The sequence below is a fragment of the Nocardia bhagyanarayanae genome, assembly GCF_006716565.1.
Classification (GTDB): Bacteria; Actinomycetota; Actinomycetes; order Mycobacteriales; family Mycobacteriaceae; genus Nocardia; species Nocardia bhagyanarayanae.
The window spans coordinates 649,219-668,870 of the sequence record NZ_VFPG01000001.1 but is presented as its reverse complement, the minus strand read 5'-3'; the positions used below and the strand labels follow the sequence as shown (position 1 = coordinate 668,870).

Annotated in this window: 18 protein-coding genes; 11 read left to right on the top strand and 7 right to left on the bottom strand. The window is 69.1% G+C overall.

The features are described 5' to 3' along the window. Positions 1-378 precede the first annotated feature (378 nt). Positions 379-1,503, bottom strand: coding sequence for a phosphoserine transaminase (gene serC / locus FB390_RS02385; RefSeq protein ID WP_141807473.1), 1,125 nt, complete (start codon positions 1,501-1,503; stop codon positions 379-381). A 155-nt stretch (positions 1,504-1,658) separates the two neighbouring features. Between serC and FB390_RS02380 the strand changes: the two genes are divergently transcribed. The 3 genes from FB390_RS02380 to FB390_RS02370 all read left to right on the top strand — a co-directional run bounded on the left by FB390_RS02380 (position 1,659) and on the right by FB390_RS02370 (position 4,608). Next, positions 1,659-2,351 (top strand): hypothetical protein, encoded by a 693-nt coding sequence (locus FB390_RS02380; protein ID WP_141807472.1) that lies wholly within the window; start codon positions 1,659-1,661, stop codon positions 2,349-2,351. A gap of 80 nt (positions 2,352-2,431) precedes the next feature. Beyond that, positions 2,432-3,073: a TetR/AcrR family transcriptional regulator gene (locus tag FB390_RS02375; RefSeq protein WP_141807471.1), complete on the top strand. Its 642-nt coding sequence runs from the start codon at positions 2,432-2,434 to the stop codon at positions 3,071-3,073. A gap of 95 nt (positions 3,074-3,168) precedes the next feature. Beyond that, a complete protein-coding gene (locus FB390_RS02370) occupies positions 3,169-4,608 on the top strand; it encodes a lipase family protein (RefSeq protein ID WP_425465891.1) in 1,440 nt (479 codons plus the stop codon). A gap of 90 nt (positions 4,609-4,698) precedes the next feature. Here the strand turns inward: FB390_RS02370 and FB390_RS02365 are convergent, their stop codons facing one another. Then, positions 4,699-5,847: a citrate synthase 2 gene (locus FB390_RS02365; protein WP_141807470.1), complete on the bottom strand. Its 1,149-nt coding sequence runs from the start codon at positions 5,845-5,847 to the stop codon at positions 4,699-4,701. A gap of 157 nt (positions 5,848-6,004) precedes the next feature. Between FB390_RS02365 and pdxH the strand changes: the two genes are divergently transcribed. The 8 genes from pdxH to FB390_RS02325 all read left to right on the top strand — a co-directional run bounded on the left by pdxH (position 6,005) and on the right by FB390_RS02325 (position 13,416). Beyond that, entirely contained in the window at positions 6,005-6,760 is a 756-nt protein-coding gene (gene pdxH, locus FB390_RS02360; protein WP_141807469.1) for a pyridoxamine 5'-phosphate oxidase, read from the top strand. Between the two features lie 67 nt (positions 6,761-6,827). Continuing rightward, positions 6,828-8,111 (top strand): MFS transporter, encoded by a 1,284-nt coding sequence (locus FB390_RS02355; protein WP_141807468.1) that lies wholly within the window; start codon positions 6,828-6,830, stop codon positions 8,109-8,111. Between the two features lie 157 nt (positions 8,112-8,268). Continuing rightward, positions 8,269-9,570, top strand: coding sequence for a citrate synthase (locus tag FB390_RS02350; RefSeq protein WP_141807467.1), 1,302 nt, complete (start codon positions 8,269-8,271; stop codon positions 9,568-9,570). 33 nt (positions 9,571-9,603) lie between these two features. Further along, positions 9,604-9,966, top strand: a complete 363-nt coding sequence (locus tag FB390_RS02345; protein ID WP_141807466.1) for an FKBP-type peptidyl-prolyl cis-trans isomerase — start codon at positions 9,604-9,606, stop codon at positions 9,964-9,966. Positions 9,967-10,217: 251 nt separating this feature from the next. Next, positions 10,218-10,796, top strand: a complete 579-nt coding sequence (locus tag FB390_RS02340; RefSeq protein ID WP_246123819.1) for a DUF3558 domain-containing protein — start codon at positions 10,218-10,220, stop codon at positions 10,794-10,796. 40 nt (positions 10,797-10,836) lie between these two features. Beyond that, the gene (locus FB390_RS02335; protein ID WP_141807465.1) at positions 10,837-11,325 is read left to right on the top strand and encodes a hypothetical protein; all 489 of its coding nucleotides are present in this window, start codon (positions 10,837-10,839) and stop codon (positions 11,323-11,325) included. A gap of 2 nt (positions 11,326-11,327) precedes the next feature. Next, positions 11,328-12,476 carry a WXG100 family type VII secretion target gene (locus FB390_RS02330; protein WP_141807464.1) on the top strand — a complete coding sequence of 383 codons (1,149 nt, stop codon included), beginning with the start codon at positions 11,328-11,330 and terminating at the stop codon, positions 12,474-12,476. A gap of 139 nt (positions 12,477-12,615) precedes the next feature. Continuing rightward, the gene (locus FB390_RS02325; RefSeq protein WP_141807463.1) at positions 12,616-13,416 is read left to right on the top strand and encodes an ESX secretion-associated protein EspG; all 801 of its coding nucleotides are present in this window, start codon (positions 12,616-12,618) and stop codon (positions 13,414-13,416) included. A 9-nt stretch (positions 13,417-13,425) separates the two neighbouring features. Here FB390_RS02325 and FB390_RS02320 read toward each other — a convergent pair whose 3' ends face one another. The 5 genes from FB390_RS02320 to FB390_RS02300 form a co-directional block, all read right to left on the bottom strand. Continuing rightward, on the bottom strand, positions 13,426-14,598 hold the full coding sequence (locus FB390_RS02320; protein ID WP_141807462.1) for a YhgE/Pip domain-containing protein: 1,173 nt from the start codon (positions 14,596-14,598) through the stop codon (positions 13,426-13,428). A gap of 73 nt (positions 14,599-14,671) precedes the next feature. Beyond that, the gene (locus FB390_RS02315; RefSeq protein WP_246123818.1) at positions 14,672-16,057 is read right to left on the bottom strand and encodes a sensor histidine kinase; all 1,386 of its coding nucleotides are present in this window, start codon (positions 16,055-16,057) and stop codon (positions 14,672-14,674) included. Between the two features lie 13 nt (positions 16,058-16,070). Continuing rightward, on the bottom strand, positions 16,071-16,781 hold the full coding sequence (locus FB390_RS02310; protein ID WP_141807461.1) for a response regulator transcription factor: 711 nt from the start codon (positions 16,779-16,781) through the stop codon (positions 16,071-16,073). Positions 16,782-16,819: 38 nt separating this feature from the next. Then, positions 16,820-17,206: a hemophore-related protein gene (locus tag FB390_RS02305; protein WP_141807460.1), complete on the bottom strand. Its 387-nt coding sequence runs from the start codon at positions 17,204-17,206 to the stop codon at positions 16,820-16,822. Positions 17,207-17,412: 206 nt separating this feature from the next. Then, positions 17,413-19,515 (bottom strand): AMP-binding protein, encoded by a 2,103-nt coding sequence (locus FB390_RS02300; protein ID WP_141807459.1) that lies wholly within the window; start codon positions 19,513-19,515, stop codon positions 17,413-17,415. Between the last annotated feature and the right edge of the window lie 137 nt (positions 19,516-19,652).

Genomic DNA, 19,652 nt, shown 5'->3' with positions numbered 1-19,652 from the left:
TCGCGTCGGCTCGCGACACCGCCCACTTTCCGAAACAGTAGTGCACATTCGATGATCTCGAGGCAAGACACGCGGCACCAAAATCTGCCGCCCCTACGCAGAAAAGGCTAATCTGTGTTCTTTGCGCGCTGGCGCGCGCGTGTTCGCGGCCTGTTATGTCTCGCTTCCGAGCGGTCCGGACTAGCGACTGCGTCGCATGCGCTTCGACCGCTCGGAAGCCAGACGGCCGCGAACGGGCTCGTAAGACTCGCCCCCGATGGGGCTGGTAGAGCGTGGTTCTTCGGTTGTTCAGAGGGCTTTACCGCTTGAGTGCTCGCGGCGGTAATTCGAGCACGGTGCCCGTGGCCTTGTATAGACCACGGGCACCGGGGAATTCGCTCAGGACAGCTTTTCGACGACCCAGTCGATGCTTCGGGTGAGCTGACTCACGTCGTCCGGATCGATCGCCGGGAACATGCCGACGCGCAGCTGGTTACGGCCCAGCTTGCGGTAGGGCTCGGTGTCGACGATCCCGTTGGCCCGCAGCACCTTCGCGACCTGCGCGGCGTCCACCGAGTCGGCGAAGTCGATGGTCCCGACGACCTGGGAGCGGTGCGCCGGGTCGGTGACGTACGGGGTGGCGTACTCGCTCGACTCGGCCCACGAGTACAGCCGCGAGGAGGAGTCCAGCGTCCGCTTGACCGCCCAGTCCAGGCCGCCGTTGCCGTTCAGCCACTCGATCTGGTTGGCGAACAGCAGCAGGGTGCCCAGCGCCGGGGTGTTGTAGGTCTGGTCCTTGGTGCTGTTGTCGATCGCGACCGGCAGCGAGAGGAATTCGGGGGTCCAGCGGCCGCTGTTCTTGATCTCCTCGACCCGTTCCAGCGCCGCGGGGCTCATCAGCGCGACCCACAGGCCGCCGTCGGCGGCGAAGCACTTCTGCGGGGCGAAGTAGTAGACGTCGGCGTCGGTGATGTTCACCGGAAGACCGCCCGCGCCGGAGGTGGCGTCGATGGCGATCAGCGCGTGCTCCGAACCGGCTGGACGCTGCACCGGAATGGCCACACCCGTGGAGGTCTCGTTGTGCGCCCAGCCGATCAGGTCGGCCGCCGGGTCGGCCACCGGCTCGGGCGCGCTGCCCGGCTCGGACGAGACGACGATCGGGTCGCCGATGAACGGGTTGCCCTTGGCGACGGCGGCGAACTTGCTGGAGAACTCGCCGTTGGTCAGGTGCAGCGAGCGCTCGCGGATCAGGCCGAACGCGGCGGCGTCCCAGAACGCGGTGGTGCCGCCGTTGCCGAGGACGACCTCGTAGCCGTCGGGCAGGCCGAAGAGCTCGCGCAGGCCGTTGCGCACGCGCGCGACCACGTCCTTGACCGGCTTCTGCCGGTGCGAGGTTCCGAACACCGAGGCCCCCACCTTTACCAGGGACTCCAGCTGTTCCGGGCGCACCTTGGAGGGGCCGCAGCCGAACCGTCCGTCGGCGGGCTTGAGGTCGTCGGGAATGGTCGGGAACGCAGTGGTCATGGCCAATAGGGTAAAGCGTGTCCGACCTGCTCGGTTCGTGCGGGTGGGTGCCCGGCGGCCGTCACGTCCCGCAAAACGGCGAAGGTGTGATCAATAACTCATAGAGGCGGCGTATCGCTGTGGCGTACGACACAGTGCGGCTACCCTTTCCGGCCATGGGCATGGCGTCGGCGAACTCGGGGTGGCGGTTACGGGCACGGCGATCACGGAATTTCGCGCTGCGGGCCGGCGCGCTGTCGGGCGCGGCGCGGCGCGAATTACTGATCCACGGCACCGCGGGATCGGCGACCATCCTCGGGCGCAAGATCTCGTCGCCGTCGTTCGGCAGGCCGTTCGGCGGCCCCGGACCGCAGCCGCGACGGGGCGAGCCGGGCCACGTCTTCTGGGTCCGGGTGCAGATCGACGGTGCGCTCCCGTACGAGACACGGGTCCGGCAGCGGACGCGCGAGGAAGACCTGGAGTGGATGCAACCCGGCGACGTCGTCGCCTGCCGCGTCGATCCGGGCGACCGGGACCGGCTGGTGCTCTATATCCCCGACGCGGACGAGGCGACCAGGGTGAGCATCGCCAAGATCCTCGCCGACGGCCGTAGGGCCGACGCCACCGTGCTCGCCGCCGCTCCGGTGGCGGCCGATTACGCGGGCCACGACGATCCGGTGCTTCGCCTCGATCTCGAGCTGCGGGCCTGGGACGAACCGCGGCCGTGGCGGGTCCGGCTGATCCAGCCGGTGCCGCTGGCCGCGATCGGCCTCGTCGACCTCGGTCAGCATCTCGAGGTGGCGTTCTTCACCGTCGATCACGGCGAGTCGGTGGCGGTGGACTGGGCGGCCTCGCTCGGCGAGGAGTAGTGCGGTCGAGCGCACCGGCGTGCCACGAAACGGCTGGCTGAGACGCTGTGCGCCGCGCGGCCCGCACTAGGGTCGCCGGTGTGAGTGCGGCGCGGTCCAGACACAGTTACTCCGGGCAGTCGGTCGCGGAGCGGCAGGTCGAGCGCAGGGCGTTGTTCTTCGAGGCGGCGCTCACCGTCTTCGCGGAGAAGACGTACGCGCACAGCTCGATCACCGACATCTGCGCCGCGGCGGGCCTGTCGCGGCGGCAGTTCTACGAGCAGTACTCCGGCCGGGAAGAGCTGCTGGTCGAGGTATACGACCGGATCCAGGAGCAGGCGCGTGACGCCGTCGCGCAGGCGCTCACCGCGGCAGGCGCGGTCGAGGCGCGCGGTCTGATGGACGTCGCGATCCGCGCGTACACCGAGGCCATCGTGGGCGACATCCGCAAGGCGAAGGTCGCCTTCGTGGAAATCGTCGGTGTCAGCGAGGCGGTGGAGCGGCACCGCCTCGAGGTCAGGGATCGGTGGGGCGCCGTCGTGGAGACGGCTGCCTCGGCGCTGCCGGGGGTGCGGACGCCGCCGGGGGGTTGGCGGGTCGCGATGGCGGCCTTCATCGGCGCGGTCAACGGCCTTGTGCACCAGTGGAGCCTGGATGATCCGCGTCCGCCGGTGGACGTCCTGGTCGAGGTGCTCACCACTCTTCTCGTGGCACTCGCTCTGCCGGGCGATCCGGCGAACTGATTGCGACCGACACCACATCCGTGCCATAGTGTGGCCCACATTGAGACGCGGGAGTCTCAATCGTGGATGTCGAAGGATGTGGGTCGATGAGGACCATTACCGGACCGCGCTGGACGCGCCGGTTCCGCACTGTGTTGAGGAACGCCGGGGCGGTGTCGATGCGCACCGGAGCGGTGTTGACGATCGCCGCGGTGGTCACCGGGGTCGGCGCGCAGGCGGGAGCCGAGCCCGGCGCGCCGGCGGCTCCGCCGATCGAGGCCGCGCGGGCGCTGCCGCTGCCGCCCGAATTGGATCCCGGGTTCTATAACCGACCACCGGAGGTGCTCGCCGCCACCGCGCCGGGCGAGGTGATCGCGGCACGCCAGGTCAACGTCGCCAATTTCGGTCTGATCCCGCTGAACGTCGACGCCTGGCAGGTGTCCTACCGCTCCAACGACAGTCGCGACCAGCCGATTTCGGCGGTCGCCACCCTGATCAAGCCGCGCGGCGTCGCGCCGGAGCCGCGCAAGCTGCTTTCGGTGCAGATCGCCGAGGACTCGACGGCGGGCTATTGCACCCCGTCGTACGCCTTGCAGCACCTTTCGGTCGCGCCGCTCGTCGGCCAGATCGTCGCGCCGGGCGAGTTCATCTTCGCGCAGGCCGCGTTGCAGCAGGGCTGGGCTGTCGTGATTCCCGACCACCAGGGACCGAACTCGGCGTATGCCGCGGGACCGCTCGGTGGCCGGATCACCCTGGACGGCATTCGAGCCGCGACGGCCTTCGAGCCGCTCGGCGTCGGACCGGACGCCCCGGTGGGGATGTACGGCTACTCCGGCGGGTCGATGCCGACCGGCCACGCCGCCGAGTTGCACAAGACCTACGCGCCCGAACTGAACATCGTCGCGTCGGCGCAGGGCGGCGTCGGCGCCGATCTCGGGGCGACGCTGAACATGGCGAACAACCAGGCGACCTCCGGACTGGTCTTCGCGGCGGTGATGGGCCTCGCGCGGGAGTACCCCGACTTCGCGGCGTTCCTCGATCGCACCATCGACCCGCTCGGTCGCGCGCTGATGACCCTGAAGGCCCCGCTGTGCGTGCAGTACCAGTCGGCGCTGTTCCCGTTCCTGAACATGAAGGGCCTGCTGCGGACGCAGGGAGATCCGTTGCACGATCCCGTGGTCCAGGCGATGCTCGAGGACACCAGGCTCGGCAAGACCGTCCCGGACATGCCGATGTTCATCTGGCATTCGGCGTGGGACGAGATCCTGCCGCTCGGCTCCACCGACCAGCTGGTGAACACCTACTGCCAGGACCCGGATGCGCGGGTGCAGTACACCCGCGACCACGCAAGCGAACACGTCATCGCCGAAGTCACCGGCGGACCGGCGGCGCTGCTGTGGCTGCGTGATCGGCTGAACGGCGTGCCCGCGCCGTCCGGCTGCGCCACCACCGACATGCCGACCATGCTCGCCACGCCGGGGGAGCTGCCCTTCCTGGCCTCGGTCTTCGGTGAGACCGTGGCGTCGTTCTTCGGCAAGCCGATCGGCGCCCGTTAGACCCCAGCGTTGCCGGATACGGCGCGAGCCGGAAGCCTTGGCGGGCAAGGAAACCCGCCGTGGCGTCCGGCTCGCGAACGTGTTCGGTGCTCAGAGGTGGGCGATGGCGGACCAGCCCGCGACCTCTTCCGGCTTGCGCGCGGCGGGGCCGGTGTAGATCGCGGCCGGGCGCACCAGCTTGCCGAGCTGCTTCTGCTCCAGGATGTGCGCGCACCAGCCCGCGGTCCGGCCGCAGGTGAACATGGCGGGCATCATGTGCGCGGGGACCTCGGCGAAGTCGAGGATCACCGCGGCCCAGAACTCCACGTTGGTCTCGATGGCGCGGTCGGGACGACGCTCACGCAGCTCGGCGAGCGCGGCCTGCTCCAGCGCGGCCGCCACCTCGTAACGCGGCGCGTCCAGGCGCTTGGCGGTGGCGCGCAGCACGCGGGCGCGCGGGTCCTCGGCCCGGTACACCCGGTGGCCGAAGCCCATCAGCTTCTCCTTGCGGTCCAGGATGCCCTTGACCAGCGCGCGGGCGTCGCCCGTCTTCTCGACCTCTTCGATCATCGGCAGCACGCGGGCCGGTGCGCCGCCGTGCAGCGGCCCGGACATCGCGCCGATCGCGCCGGAGAGCGAGGCCGCCACGTCCGCGCCGGTGGACGCGATGACGCGCGCGGTGAAGGTGGAGGCGTTCATGCCGTGCTCGGCGGCGGAGACCCAGTAGGCGTCGATGGCCTCGGTGTGCCGCGGGTCCGGGTCGCCCTTCCAGCGGGTCATGAAGCGCTCGGTGACCGTGGTGCACTCGTCGATCTTCTTCTGCGGCACCGCGGGCTGGTAGATGCCGCGAGCCGACTGCGCGACGTAGGACAGCGCCATCACCGAGGCGCGGGCCAGGTTCTCGCGGGCTTCCTGGTCGTCGATGTCGAGCAGCGGCTGGTAGCCCCAGATCGGCGCGAGCATGGCGAGACCGGCCTGCACGTCGACGCGCACGTCGCCGGTGTGCACCGGCAGCGGGAACGGCTCGGCGGGCGGCAGACCGCGGCCGAACTCACCGTCGACCAGCAGCGCCCACACGTCACCGAAGGTCACCCGGCCCGCGACCAGGTCCTCGATGTCGACGCCGCGGTAGCGCAGCGCGCCGCCGTCCTTGTCCGGTTCGGCGATATCGGTGGTGAAGGCCACCACGCCCTCGAGGCCGCTGACGAAATCGCTCGGTACGGTGGCCTGGCCACCGGGAACAGCGGGGCTGGTAGTCATGTTGTGACTCTCCTTGCACTTCGGGTCGCATGAGTTCTCGTCGCCAGCGACTGCTCGCAGGTCGCTCGAAACAACCTGCTGAGGGGTATAGCTCCGCCGAGCACATGCCGATCACCAAAACCTTAGCTCCCTGCTACCGCGGAGTAACGTCTGGCCCATGCGTGACCTGGACAATTCAGCGTCGGATCCCGCCCTGTTCCCGCCGCACGCGAGCGGGGACGCGATCGAGCTCCCGGCGAACACCGATCTGTCCGCGATGCGGGTGGAGTACGGCGGCGCGCCGTTCGGCTCCGGCGAGGACATCGACCTGGACGAAACGTGGCTGGCCGGGGGCTGGGAGCCGCTGCTCCGGCACTGGATCGAGCAGGCCACCGCGGTCGGCATCGCCGAACCCAACGCGATGGTCCTCGCCACGGTGTCGCTGGTCGACGGCACGCCGCGGCCGGTCGCCAGAACGGTGCTGTGTAAAGGACTCTCACCCGAGGGTGTGACGTTTTACACGAATTACGACTCCGCCAAGGGCGCGCAACTGGCCGCGGTCCCGTTCGCCGCGGCGACGTTCCTGTGGCCCGCGCTCGGCAGGCAGGTGCACGTGCGCGGGCCGGTCGAGAAGTCCTCCATCGAGCAGACCGAGGTGTACTGGCGCTCGCGTCCGCGCGACTCCCAGCTCGGCGCTTGGGCCTCGCAGCAGTCCCGCCCGATCGGTTCGCGCGCCGAGCTGGATCGCGCGCTGGCCGAGACCACCGCGCGCTTCGCCGACGTGGACGAGATCCCGGTGCCGCCGCACTGGGGCGGCTATCTGTTGCGTCCCGACGAGGTGGAGTTCTGGCAGGGCCGAAGGGGTCGGCTGCACAACCGGATCCGGGTGCGGGTCGCCGAGGGACGCATGCGCGTCGACCGGCTGCAACCCTGACAACGGATAAATCATGTGATGAATCTCGCGTCGTCTCGCGGACCGGGAACTCGCTAATCTCCGGCCGGTGAAGCTGCTCGCCGATACCACCCCGCTGCGCAACCCCGACTACCGCAGGTTGTGGACGACCAACATCGTCACCGTCGTCGGGGCCCAGCTCTCGGTGGTCGCGGTGCCGCAGCAGATCTTCCAGATCACCGGCAGTTCCGGATACGTGGGCCTCGCCGGGCTTTTCGGCCTGATACCGCTGATCGTGTTCGGGCTGTGGGGCGGCGCGCTCGCCGACGTCATGGACCGGCGCAAGCTCATGGTGATCACCACCGCGGGCACCGGCGTCACCGCCGTGTTGTTCTGGGCGCAGGCCGCGGCCGGGCTGGACAACGTCTGGGTGGTGCTGATCCTGTTCGCGTTGCAGCAGGCGTTCTTCGCGGTGAACCAGCCGACCCGCAGCGCGGCCATCTCCCGCATCCTGCCGCCCGAACAACTCGCCGCCGCCAGTTCGCTGAGCATGACCGTGCAGCAGGTCGGCGCCATCGCGGGACCGGTGCTCGCCGGCGCGCTCATCCCGCTGATCGGGCTGTCCACGCTGTATCTCGTCGACGCCATCGCACTGCTCGTCACGCTGTGGGCGGTCTGGCGGCTGCCCGCGTTCCCGCCGACCGGCGACGCGCGCCGGGCCGGATTCCGCACGGTCCTGGACGGTTTCACCTACCTGGCCACCCAGCGCATCCTGCTCGCGTCGTTCCTCGTCGACGTCATCGCCATGGTGTTCGGCATGCCGCGCGCGCTGTTCCCGCAGATCGCGCACGAGACCTTCGCCGACCCGGCCAGCGGCGGCGTGGCGCTCGGCCTGCTGTTCGCGGCCATGTCGGCGGGCGCCGTGCTCGGCGGCGTGTTCTCCGGCTGGATTCCGCGCATCCGCCGCCAAGGGCTGGCCGTCGTCGTCTGCATCGCGCTGTGGGGCGTCGCGATGGTCGGCTTCGGACTCGCGGTCGGCTTGGCCGGTCACCTGTTCGGGCTCGGGGTCTGGCTGTGGATCGCGGTGGCGTTCCTGGCCTTCGGCGGCGCGGTCGACATGGTCTCCGCCGCGCTGCGCACCACGATGTTGCTGACGGTCGCCACCGACGAGATGCGCGGCAGGCTGCAAGGCGTGTTCATCGTGGTGGTCGCGGGCGGCCCGCGGATCGGTGATGTTGCCCACGGTTTTGCCGCGGCGAGCCTGGGTACCGCTGTCGCCGCGGCGGGCGGCGGAGTGCTCGTGGTGATCGGGGTCGTGCTGGCCGCCTTGGCCTTCCCGGCTTTCGTTCGCTACCGGGTCGCTCGCGCGCACACCGAATCGCTGCCCGCCTGACCGCCGAAACCTCACGTGACGACACGGCGTTTGTGAGGTCGTCCGGTGGGCACCCTCGTGGCCGGGCCGCGTGGACAGCGACTAGCGTCTAGGTAATCGCACCGCCGTGCCGACCGCACTTCGATGCCGACGGTCCTAGCCTGAGAGGGATCCTTCCGTGCCCGAGAACGACATCAACGACGCCAAACCGGTGCTGAGCTACCCGGGTGGCGAATACGCCATGACGATCACCGAAGCCTCCGAAGGCAACGACGGTGTCGACCTCGGCAAAATGCTGGCCAGCACCGGGTACGTCACATACGACCCCGGTTTCATGAACACCGCCCCGACCAAGTCGGCGATCACCTACATCGATGGCGAAGCGGGCATCCTGCGCTACCGCGGCTACCCGATCGACCAGCTGGCCGCGTCCTCGACCTTCATCGAGGTCAGCTACCTGCTCATCTACGGCGAGCTGCCGACCCAGGCCCAGCTCGACGAGTTCACCGACCGGATCCGCCGCCACACGCTGCTGCACGAGGATCTGAAGCGGTTCTTCGACGGCTTCCCGCGCAACGCGCACCCGATGCCGGTGCTCTCCTCCGCGGTGAACGCGCTGTCGGCCTACTACCAGGACTCGCTGGACCCGCGCGACCCCGAGCAGGTCGAGCTGTCCACCATCCGCCTGCTCGCCAAGCTGCCGACCATCGCGGCCTACTCGTACAAGAAGTCCGTCGGCCAGCCGTTCCTCTACCCGGACAACTCGCTGAGCCTGGTGGAGAACTTCCTGCGGATGACCTTCGGCTTCCCGGCCGAGCCCTACGAGGTCGACCCCGAAGTGGCCGCCGCGCTGGACATGCTGCTGATCCTGCACGCCGACCACGAGCAGAACTGTTCCACCTCCACGGTGCGCCTGGTCGGTTCCTCGGACGCCAACCTGTTCACCTCGGTGTCCGGCGGCATCAACGCGCTGTGGGGCCCGCTGCACGGCGGCGCCAACCAGGCCGTGCTGGAGATGCTCGACGACATCAAGGCCCAGGGCGGCGATGTCAAGGAGTTCATCCGCAAGGTCAAGGCCAAGGAAGACGGCGTGAAGCTCATGGGCTTCGGGCACCGCGTCTACCGCAACTACGACCCGCGCGCCTCCATCGCCAAGAAGCACGCCGACGCGATCCTGCGCAAGCTCGGCGGCGACGACGAGCTCTTCGACATCGCCCAGGCGCTCGAAGAGGCCGCGCTCACCGACGACTACTTCATCTCGCGTCAGCTGTACCCGAACGTCGACTTCTACACCGGCGTCATCTACAAGGCCATGGGCTTCCCGACCCGCATGTTCACCGTGCTGTTCGCGATGGGCCGGCTGCCCGGATGGATCGCGCACTGGCGCGAAATGCACAGCGAGCCGCTGAAAATCGGTCGTCCGCGCCAGATCTACACCGGATACGGCGCGCGCGACTACCGCGAGATCACCAACCGCTGACAATCCAACCCACCTATCGAAGGGGATAGCCGAATGACCAAGCCGGTTGTCGAATTCCAAGCGGGCCCCGCGCCCACCGAGCTCGTGATCAAGGACATCACCGTCGGCGAGGGCAAGGAAGCCGTGCCCGGCGGCACCGTCGAGGTGCACTACGTCGGAGTCGAATTCGACAGCGGCGAGGAGTTCGACTCGTCGTGGAAGCGCGGGGAGACCATCGTCTTCCCGCTGCGCGGCCTGATCCAGGGCTGGCAGGACGGCATCCCCGGCATGAAGGTCGGCGGCCGCCGCCAGCTCACCATCCCGCCGGAGCTCGCCTACGGCCCGGCCGGTGCGGGTCACCACCTTTCCGGCAAGGCCCTGGTCTTCGTGATCGACCTGATCGACGTCTTGTCGTAAGCGACGAGATCGTGGCCCGTACTCCCCGGAGTGCGGGCCACAGTCGTATCCGGCGCGATTCGGTGGAACCGGAACGCGTTTCGGTGCGTCGAAGAGAGTGTGGGCATTGTTCGGCGCCGTCGCTTCTCCGACGTGGGTGGCCGTCGCCTGCGCTTCGAGCCGCTGTCGTCGGACCGACTCGCGGTGTGGGCGTTGGTTATAGTCGCCGGAAGACCTACGCGCGGAGGGGAAGCAGGGTGAGCATGCGGGCGATGGACAAGGCCGTGCTGATGGTGGGGGTGCTCGCCGCGGGGGTTGGACTGGCGGGGTGCGGGGGGTCTACCGAGGGGGAGGCGCGGCCGAGTTCCGCGGCTACCAGCGCGACGACGGCGTCGGGGTTGGCGGTGGATGTGCCGAAGAGTTACAACCCGTGTACGGATGTGCCGGAGAGCGTTTTGAAGTCGGAGCGGTTGGTGAAAGCCTTCGCGGACAACAAGGCGAACGCGGATGGCCCGGACGGCACCAAGTGGCGAGGCTGCCGTTGGGTCGCCGGTGGCAGCGGCTACTCCGTCGCGATCCAGTCATCGAATCTCACCATTCCGTACGTTCGCGAGCACTACTTCAACGACGTCCGGGAAGTCACGATCGCCGGTCGTCCGGCGATCTCGGCTCGACGAAGCGATACCCGGGCCGCGGAGGTATGCAGTATCAACGTGGAGATCAAAGGCGGCACGCTCGAGTTCCACCTCGACAACCCGGCCTCGAATCGAGACACCGGACATATCGATACGTGTCAGCTGGGCATGACCTTGGCGGAGAAGGTCGTGCCCACGCTACCGGCGGGCGCCTGAGCAAACGGCGGCAGCCCGTGTTCTGTGGGAGGGAAAACCAATGAGCGAGAACGAGACGCGGCCAATCGCCAACTTGATCACGGATGCCAGAGAAGGCCGCCTCGGATTGCGGATGGAACCGGAAGACTTCGTCTACATAGACCGCGACTGTGAGCGATTCAAACTGGCGATTCGCGCGATGCAGCACGAGGCGCAAGCGATTTCGGAAATCGACAAGGCACAGTGGGGGATCGGCGCCGACAACGCGATTCTCACCTCAGCGCAAACCCTGGTCGACCGGTTTCGCACCAAAGGCAAAGGCTCCGACAACAGTATCCACGCGATACTTGAAGATCACTTCAGAATCGTCGAGGACATCCAAACGCTCCACCGCGAGATCCGCCAGCGCTACGTGGACGCCGATGCCGACTTCGCGGCGCGTGTGAACAAGATCTTGGCCCGTCTTCCTGAACAGCTGACCCCCATCGACCCCGCTCAAAGCAAGCCCGGTGTCGGTCAGCCCGAGGTCCTCGCGCCGGAAGGACCGTAGCCGTGAACGAGAACGAACCGGCCCGCATCACCGATGGCGGCGAACGTCCGAACAAATACAAGCATTTCGAGATCAGCGGCGCCTTCAATCCGCTCCAGCCGGCCAACGCGTACAGCATCGCGGGCCGATACAGCGACCTGTCCGCGCAGTGGGAGGCAGGCGTCGAGGTGTTCAACGCGAGTATTCAGAAGTCGATCGCGGGCGCTTGGGAAGGCAACGCCGCGAACAACGCTCGCGATGCCATTCAGCGGTACACGAAGTCGGCACACGACTTGACCACCCCGCTGAGCAATCTCAGCACCCGGGTCTGGGCCGCCGCCCAAGCCATCGTCGACACCAACAGCCGCCTCCCCGAGCCCGTCGAGGAAAAACCTTGGTGGCACAAGGACTCCTGGCCGTGGGTCGGCACCAACCGCGACGGTGTGATCGAAGACCGCCAGGAGGAAGCCCAGGCGGTGATGAAGGACTACTACGTCACGCCTTTCGTCGACCTCGACGGGCAGATCCCGGTATTGCCGAAGCCGATCGATCCGACCAATCCGCTCGACATCTCGGCGCCCACCAAAGACACGGGCGACGACGATGGGAATGGAAACGGAGGCCCGACGAACACGGGTGTGAACAACGGGGACGATCCGGAGGGTACCGAGGACCCCACCACGGGGGAGCCGGGCACCGAAGACGACCCGACCGACGAGCCGACGACCGAGGACACCTCGACCGACCCGACTTCCACGGACACCACGCCGAGTTCGACAACCCCGGCCGGTACCGATCCCACCAAGCCCGGCGCCAACCAGCCGACCGTGCCCACGGGCACCAATCCTGCTGGAACGCCGGGCGGTCCGGGTCCTGGCATCCCCGGACCCGGCACCGGGACGCCGTCGCCGGGGCGCGGTATCCCGGGCACCCCGGGTGCGCCGGGAGCGAGTCCGGCCGGAGCTGCCGCGGCAGCCGCGACCCCGGCCCGCGGCATGGCGGGTATGCCCGGCATGGGCGGACTCGGCGCCCGCCCCGGCGGCAAGTCCGAGGACGACGCCGACCACAAGATCCCGGAGTACTTGATCACCATGGAGAACACCGAGGAACTGCTCGGCGAGCTGCCGAAAACAGCGCCGGGCGGCGTGATCGGGGAACATCCGCCCGAGTAGCGGCGCGCGGCCGACCCGCACGCGCACGACCCGGCGCGCGGCCGCGCCACCAATCCTCCGCCTGACCGGCACGGCACGCCCCAGACCTTGGCGCGGCCGACCCGTCTCCCGATCACTCGCACCACCGAACGGACCCGACATGCCCGAATGGAACTGGGACCCCGAGGATTTCGCGGCGCTCTGGTACAGCGACGCCAACGACCGGTTCCCGCGCCCGCTCAAGTACCTCAGCCGTTTCGCCGTCCAGAACGATTTCGACCAGCACCGCCTCCGGGTGCGGGCGAGCTACACCGGCGACGAGCTGGAGGAGATCGAATTCGCCATGCACACACTGTCCACTTCGGACATGCGCATCGAGATCCTGGGTGGCTCGCGCAAGCACAAGAACAGCACGGGTGATGTCAAGCAGTACCGAATCGTCGGCGCCCGCAACAGCTCGCACGCGGTGGTCGCGTTCCAGACCGTCCTCGCTGAGGAGAACGGGCCGATCCGGCTACGGACCTGCGGTCCGGAATCGCTGGCCGTCCAGATCGTGAAAGCACTTCCGCCCTGCCCGCCGGGCAAGCGACCGCCCGCCACCTTCCATCCCGACGACCTGCGCCCGAACCGCGGCACCTACCTGCGGGACAACGCTCGCAACACTCCGCGCGAGCGGTATCAGCGGCTGCTGGGACGGCCCGCCGACGGCGGCGGCTCGGCCGGGCTGCGCGTCGGCCCACTGCACACCCGCCCGGAAGCGGAGGACACATTGCAGTGGTACGACATCGCCGAGGACGGCCGCTACACGGAGATCCGCGCTCAGCACGTCAGCGTGCGACCGACCACGCCCGGCGACCTCGCGACCACATTCGCGTCCTGGCTCGACCGCGCCGCGCGGCGGCTGCGGGACACCGAGGACGAGCAACTGGGCGCACCACGTCGGCACGGCTGGTCGGCGTGACGCGCGAGCTCATTCGCGGACGATTTCCACCGGGTCGGTGAGGGCGAGGGCGATCGCGGACTGCTGGGTGGTGCTGCGGACGGGTAGGGCGTCCATGGCCTTGCCGGTCTGGGTGTTGAGGTTGGTCACGATCTGCTGGAGCTGGGTGACGCCGCCGGTGAGCTGGCCGATCGCGTCGACCAGTTGCGCGCCGCCCTGTTCGGCGAGCCGGGGGAGTCCTTCTGCGAGCTCGGCGCCTTCGTTCAGCTGGGCGCTCGCGGATTGCAGGCGGCCGACGACGGTGCGCAGCAGGGCGCCGAGATCGGTGTTCGGGTCGACGGCGCCGCCGACCAGCAGGTCGAGGCCGTCCAGCTGGGAGCCCGCCTGGCCCGAGACGGCGCGCAGCGCTTCGAGTTTGCCGATGATGTCGGCCAGCGCCGGATCGTTGGCGAAGGGCAGCGCGCGCAGCAGCGGCAGGATCTGGTCCAGTCCGGAGCTGACGGTGCCCGCGGTCTGCTGTACCTGCGCGATCGTGATGCCGGTCGAATCCAGCGCCTCGGCGAGCTGATTCGCCTGCACGACCGCGCCGTCGACGGTGTCGTTGAGCATGGCGATGGCCGAAGTCAGCTGGGCGGAGCCCGCTTTCGCGAAATCCAGGAAGCCGAGCAGCTGGTCGGCGCCCGCGCTGAACTGGTCCGCGCCCGCGGCCGCGGCGTTCACGCCCGCGCCGAGCAGCTGGGCGGTGAACTGCACCCCGGTGAGCTGGCTGCGGGCCTGGGCGACGGCGGCGAGCGCCGCGTCCACCCCGGTCGCGCCGATGCGGTGCGTCACCGCCTGGATCGCCCCGTTAACCAGGTCGCCGTCGGCGTCGTCGTTGGCGGCGACGGTGACGATGGCGCGCTGCGGCACCGGACCGGCCAGCGTGCCCATGGACTCGGTGAGGTCGGCGGGCAGCGTGATGACGGCCGCGTAGTCGTCGGTGTTCGCCTCGCCCGGTTTCGCCATCGTCCACTCGTAGCCCGCGCCGTCCTGCTCGAGCGCCTGCACGATGCGCGCGCCGGTCGGTCCGCTGTCGGCGTTGACCAAGGCGATCCCCGACGGCGCGGAACCCGAGCTCGCACAGGCGGTGACTCCACCCCCGATCGCTCCTGCGGTGACGATCCCAACGGCGAGCAGGGCCCAGCGGGCGCGATGTCCGATCACGATCACCGACCATAAGGACCGCTGCTAACGGCCCCCTTGGCGTTTCTCTGAGAGTTCGGTAAGGGCAAGGGATTCAGCGGACGCGGGACCCGTTCGACGCGGGCTGATCGGTGCGATGCCGCTCCGGCAGTTCGAGGACCAACCGGGCGCCGCCCAGCGGACTTTCCTCGAAATACGCCCGCCCGCCGTGCAATTGGGCCTGCTGGGCGACCAGCGCTAGGCCGAGTCCGGAGCCGCCTTTGCTCGCTTGACTACCCCGGTAGAACCGCTCGAAGACCGCGGCGCGCTCCTCGACCGGGATACCGCGGCCATTGTCGTCGACGGCGATCACGATGTGCCCGTGCGGCGTCCGGTGCGCCGAGACCAGCGCCTCGGTGGCCCTGCCGTGCTTCACCGAGTTGGCCAACGCGTTGTCCACCGCGAGGCGCAGACCCGCGGGCAGGCCGCGGGTCACCAGTTCCGCGTCGGTCTCGATGCGCACGGTCAGGCCGGGGAAGTGGCGCATGGCGTCGTGCGCGGCCTGGTCGCAGAGGTCGCCGACGTCGGTGTCCACGTGGTCGCGTTGATTGGTGAGATCGCCGGTGGCGAGCCGTTCCAGCGCGGCGAGGGTGGTCTCCACCCGGCCCTGGCTGCGTTGCAGGTCGGCGAGGATCTCCGCGCGCTGCGCCTCGTCGAGGTCGAGGGTGCGCAACACCTCCAGGTCGGTGCGCATTGCGGTGAGCGGGGTGCGTAGTTCGTGGGCGGAGACGGCGGCGAAATCGCGCGCGGTCTCCAGCGCGGCCGCGGTCTCCTCCTGCGCCTGGTCGACCCGTTGCAGCATGCGGTTCACCGCGTCGGCGAGTTTCTCGGCCTCGCGCATGCCCTTCCCGTCGACCGGGGGATGCGGATTGTCGGGGTCGGGGAAGGCGCTGCGCGTGCCGACCTGATGGGTGAGGTCGACGATCGGGCGCACCGCGCGGCCCGCGAGCAACCAGCCGAGCGCGCCCGCCGCGGCCACCGCGAGCAGTGCGCCGCCCATCACCCAGCGCTGCTGCTCGGCGGTGGCACGGGCCGCTTCGTCGGCCGGAATGCCAAGGGAGACAGTGCGATCCGGCGGCTGATTCTCCGTCGTGGTGAGCACGCGGTACGGGACGCCGCCCACGGTCACGGTGCGCGATCCGGTGGCCAGGTTCGGCAGCTGGACCGGGCTGCTCGCCACCACGGACCCGCTGTCGCGCACCGTGATCGCCATGTCGTCGTTGAGTCCGGTCAAGCCGAGCACGCCCACCGCGATCACCGGGTCGAGCAGGACGAGGCGAGACGCGACCGCGAGTTGCTGATCGCTCTGCTGCAGATTGTTGCGCTCGATCGCCTGCACGGTGATCGCGCTGAGCACGGTCACGATGATGACGGCGCCGGCCGCCGCCGCACCCGCCACCCGGGTGCGAAGCGAGAAGGTCCTGCGCCCACGCGTTTTCACGGTACGTTCGGATTCATTTCGGCGCTCGCAGCACGAAGCCGACGCCGCGGATGGTGTGCAGCAGGCGCGGGGTGTCGCCGATCTCCAGCTTGCGGCGCAGGTAGCCGACGAAGACGTCGACCACGTTGGTGTCGGCGGCGAAGTCGTAGCCCCACACCAGTTCCAGCAGACGTTCCCGGCTAAGCACCACGCCCGCGTTGCGCGCCAGCGTGGAAAGCAGCTCGAATTCTCGCTTGGTCAGCTCGATCTCGGTGCCGTGCAGCAGCGCGCGATAACCGGCGACGTCGACCTCGAGCGGTCCGACGGTGATCGCGCCGGGTGTGGCAGGGGCGGGCGTGTCGGTGCGACGGCGCAGCAGCGCGCGAATGCGCGCGACCAGCTCGGCGAGCACGAACGGTTTCACCAGGTAGTCGTCGGCGCCGGATTCCAGGCCGGAGATCCGGTCGTCCACCGAGGCGCGGGCGCTGAGCACACAGATCGGCACTTCGTTGCCCATGGCGCGCAGCGCGGTCACCACGCCGGCGCCGTCCAGCACCGGCATGTTCATGTCCAGCACGATGGCGTCGGGAGCGTGCTCGCCGACGCTGCGCAGCGCCGCGGCGCCGTCCCGGGCGACCAGCACCCGGAAACCGGACAGCCGCAGCCCGCGTTCGACAGAGGCGAGCACGTCCTCGTCGTCGTCGACAACGAGGACGGTCGGCGTCGAGGGGGTCACGTCGTTCATTCTGCCGGTCGCGGGTGCGGTCGTCGGTCAGGAGTCGATCAGTAGTTGTGGCAGGTCGCCGCGACGGCCGCGATCGTCTGGCGCAGTCCGGCGGCGCGCGGATCGTTCTCCGCCTCGCGCGCGGCCTCCGGGTTCTCGGCGAGCAGGCGCTGGAACTCGGCGCGGCGCTGCTCGACCGGCTGGTCGAAACGGCGCTGCAATTCCGCCTTCTGGGCCGGGTTCGCGTCGAGCATCGCGGCCAGCTGCGGCGACTGGTCGTGCAGGGCGGCGTCGACCTGTGCGAAGGTGCAGTCCGAGTTCAGCAGCGGACCGACGAGTTCCGTCGGGTCTGCGGACGCGACGGCCGGAGAGAGGAGCACGGCCACCGTGGCCATGCCGCCCGCGGCCAGTGCGGCGAGACCGGTGCGGCGACGGAAAGAGTTCATCGGGAATGCCTCCAGTTCTTCGAGGGATAGAGCGAAAGCGCATCCGACGCTATTGCGAAGCGCTGGCACGCGTGTGAACGATCCCTGAGAAAGCTCTGAGGGGTGTTGCGCCGGGACGGCACGACGCGATGCGCCCGCCATCACGTCACGACGCGGTGCGTCAGGACGGCGCGACGCGGTGCGTCAGGACGCCACGACGCGGTGCGTCAGGACGGCGCGACGGGATCGGAGTCCGGCACGGTCGCGTCGCCGTTGTCCGACGCCGCGTTCGCCTCCTCGTCGGCCCGCGTGGTGATGATCTGATCCTCCAGCGCCGCGAGCACGGCCGGATCCTCGATGGTGGACGGCATGTCGTAGGGATCGCCCGCCGTGATCTGCCGGATGGTCTTGCGCAGGATCTTGCCCGACCTGGTCTTCGGCAGCCCGGCCACGATCACCGCGTCGTGCAGCGTGGCGATCGCGCCGATCTGCTCGCGCACCCGCTCGACCAGTTCCTCGCGCAACCGGGCCGGGTCGACCTCGACGCCCTCCTTGAGCACCACGTAGGCGATCGGGCGCTGACCCTTGAGCTCGTCGGGCAGACCGATCACCGCGCACTCGGCCACCGCCTCGTGCCCGGAGATCGCGGCTTCGATGCTGCCCGCGGACAGCCGGTGCCCGGCCATGTTGATCACGTCGTCGCTGCGGCCGAGGACGTAGAGGTAGCCGTCCTCGTCGAAGTAGCCGGAGTCGCCGGTCAGGTAGTGACCGGGGAAGGCCGACATGTAGGAGCGGCTGAACCGCGGCTCGTCCTGCCACAGCCCGGTCAGCGTGCCCGGCGGCATCGGCAGCCCGATCACGATGTTGCCCTCGGTGCCCACCGGGACGGGGTTGCCCTCGGCGTCCAGCACCCGAAGGCGGTAGCCCGGCACCGGGACCGAGGCCGAGCCCGGTTTGATCGGCAGTTCTTGCAGGCCGAGCAGGTTGGCGCAGATCGGCCACCCGGTCTCGGTCTGCCACCAGTGGTCGACGACCGGGCAGTCGGGCCGGTCGGCGAGTAGGGTCTCGGTGGCCCACTCGTAGGTGGCCGGGTCGAGCCGCTCGCCCGCGCAGAACAGCGCGCGTAGCGAGGACAGGTCGTAGTTGCGTGCCAGCTTGGCCGTGGCGTCGGCCTTGCGGATGGCGCGCAGCGCGGTCGGCGCGGTGAACAGCACGCGCACGCCGTGCTCCGCGATGACCCGCCAGAAGGCGCCCGCGTCGGGGGTGCCGATCGGCTTGCCCTCGTAGAGCAGCGTTGTCGCGCCGACGAGCAGCGGCGCGTAGACGATGTAGGAGTGGCCGACCACCCAGCCGACGTCGGACGCCGCCCACATCACCTGGCCGGGGCCGACGTCGTAGATGTTGCGCATCGACCAGGCCAGCGCGACCGCGTGACCGCCGTTGTCGCGTACCACTCCCTTCGGTTTCCCGGTGGTGCCTGAGGTGTACAGGATGTAGAGCGGATCGGTGGCCGCCACCGGCACCGGATCCGCGGGCTCCGCGTCGCGCACGGCGTCTTCCCAGTCCAGCCATTGCGCCACGACGGTCGCCGCCGAGCTCGGCAGCGTCTCGGTCGCGGCCTGGGGCGCGGCGAAGGTGATGGGGGTGAACTGGTCGGGGCGCTGCTTGACGATCACGTGCCGGGGCGCGGTGGTCTTCGCGATGTCGAGCGCTTGCAGGACGATCGGCGGGTATTCGATCTTGCGGCCCGGCTCGATGCCGCCGGAGGCGGTGATGATGAGCACAGGTTGGGCGTCATCGATGCGCGCGGCGAGCTCCGGCGCGGCGAAGCCGCCGAACACCACCGAGTGCACCGCGCCGATCCGCGCGCAGGCGAGCATCGCGATCACGGCTTCCGGGATCATCGGCAGGTAGATGACCACACGATCGCCCTTGCGGACGCCGAGCCTGGTCATCGCGCCGGCGAAGGTCGCCACCTCGTCGAGTAGTTCCGCGTAGCTGAAAACGACCTTGGCACCGGTCATAGCGGAGTCGTATATTAGGGCGGGCTGATCGGCCAGACCTCCCTCGTCCGCGGCGCCGCCGCGCACATGGCGGTCGAGGGCATTGAAGGAGGTATTGAGGCTCGCATCGGGAAACCACCTGGCCACGGGGCGGGCGGTGGTGTCGACGATCTGGCCGGGGGGCACCTCCCAGTCGATCGCTTCGGCGGCTTCGGCCCAGAACTCGGCGGGATCGACAAGGCTGGTCTGATAGACCGGTCGGTAGTCCCGCTTCGCGTGTCCCCGGCCACCGCCCCCCGCCGAATCACCCTGTGATGCTGTGCTCAAACCCGTGACTCCCTAGCTTGCCTCGATGCCCGCCTCGATAGATCTGCATGATTGTGGCAGACTTCACGCGACGCCCGGGTGGGTGCCGCGACCTCTGGTTTTGCCTGGAACGGGCAGGTCAAGGCCCGTAGCTATAC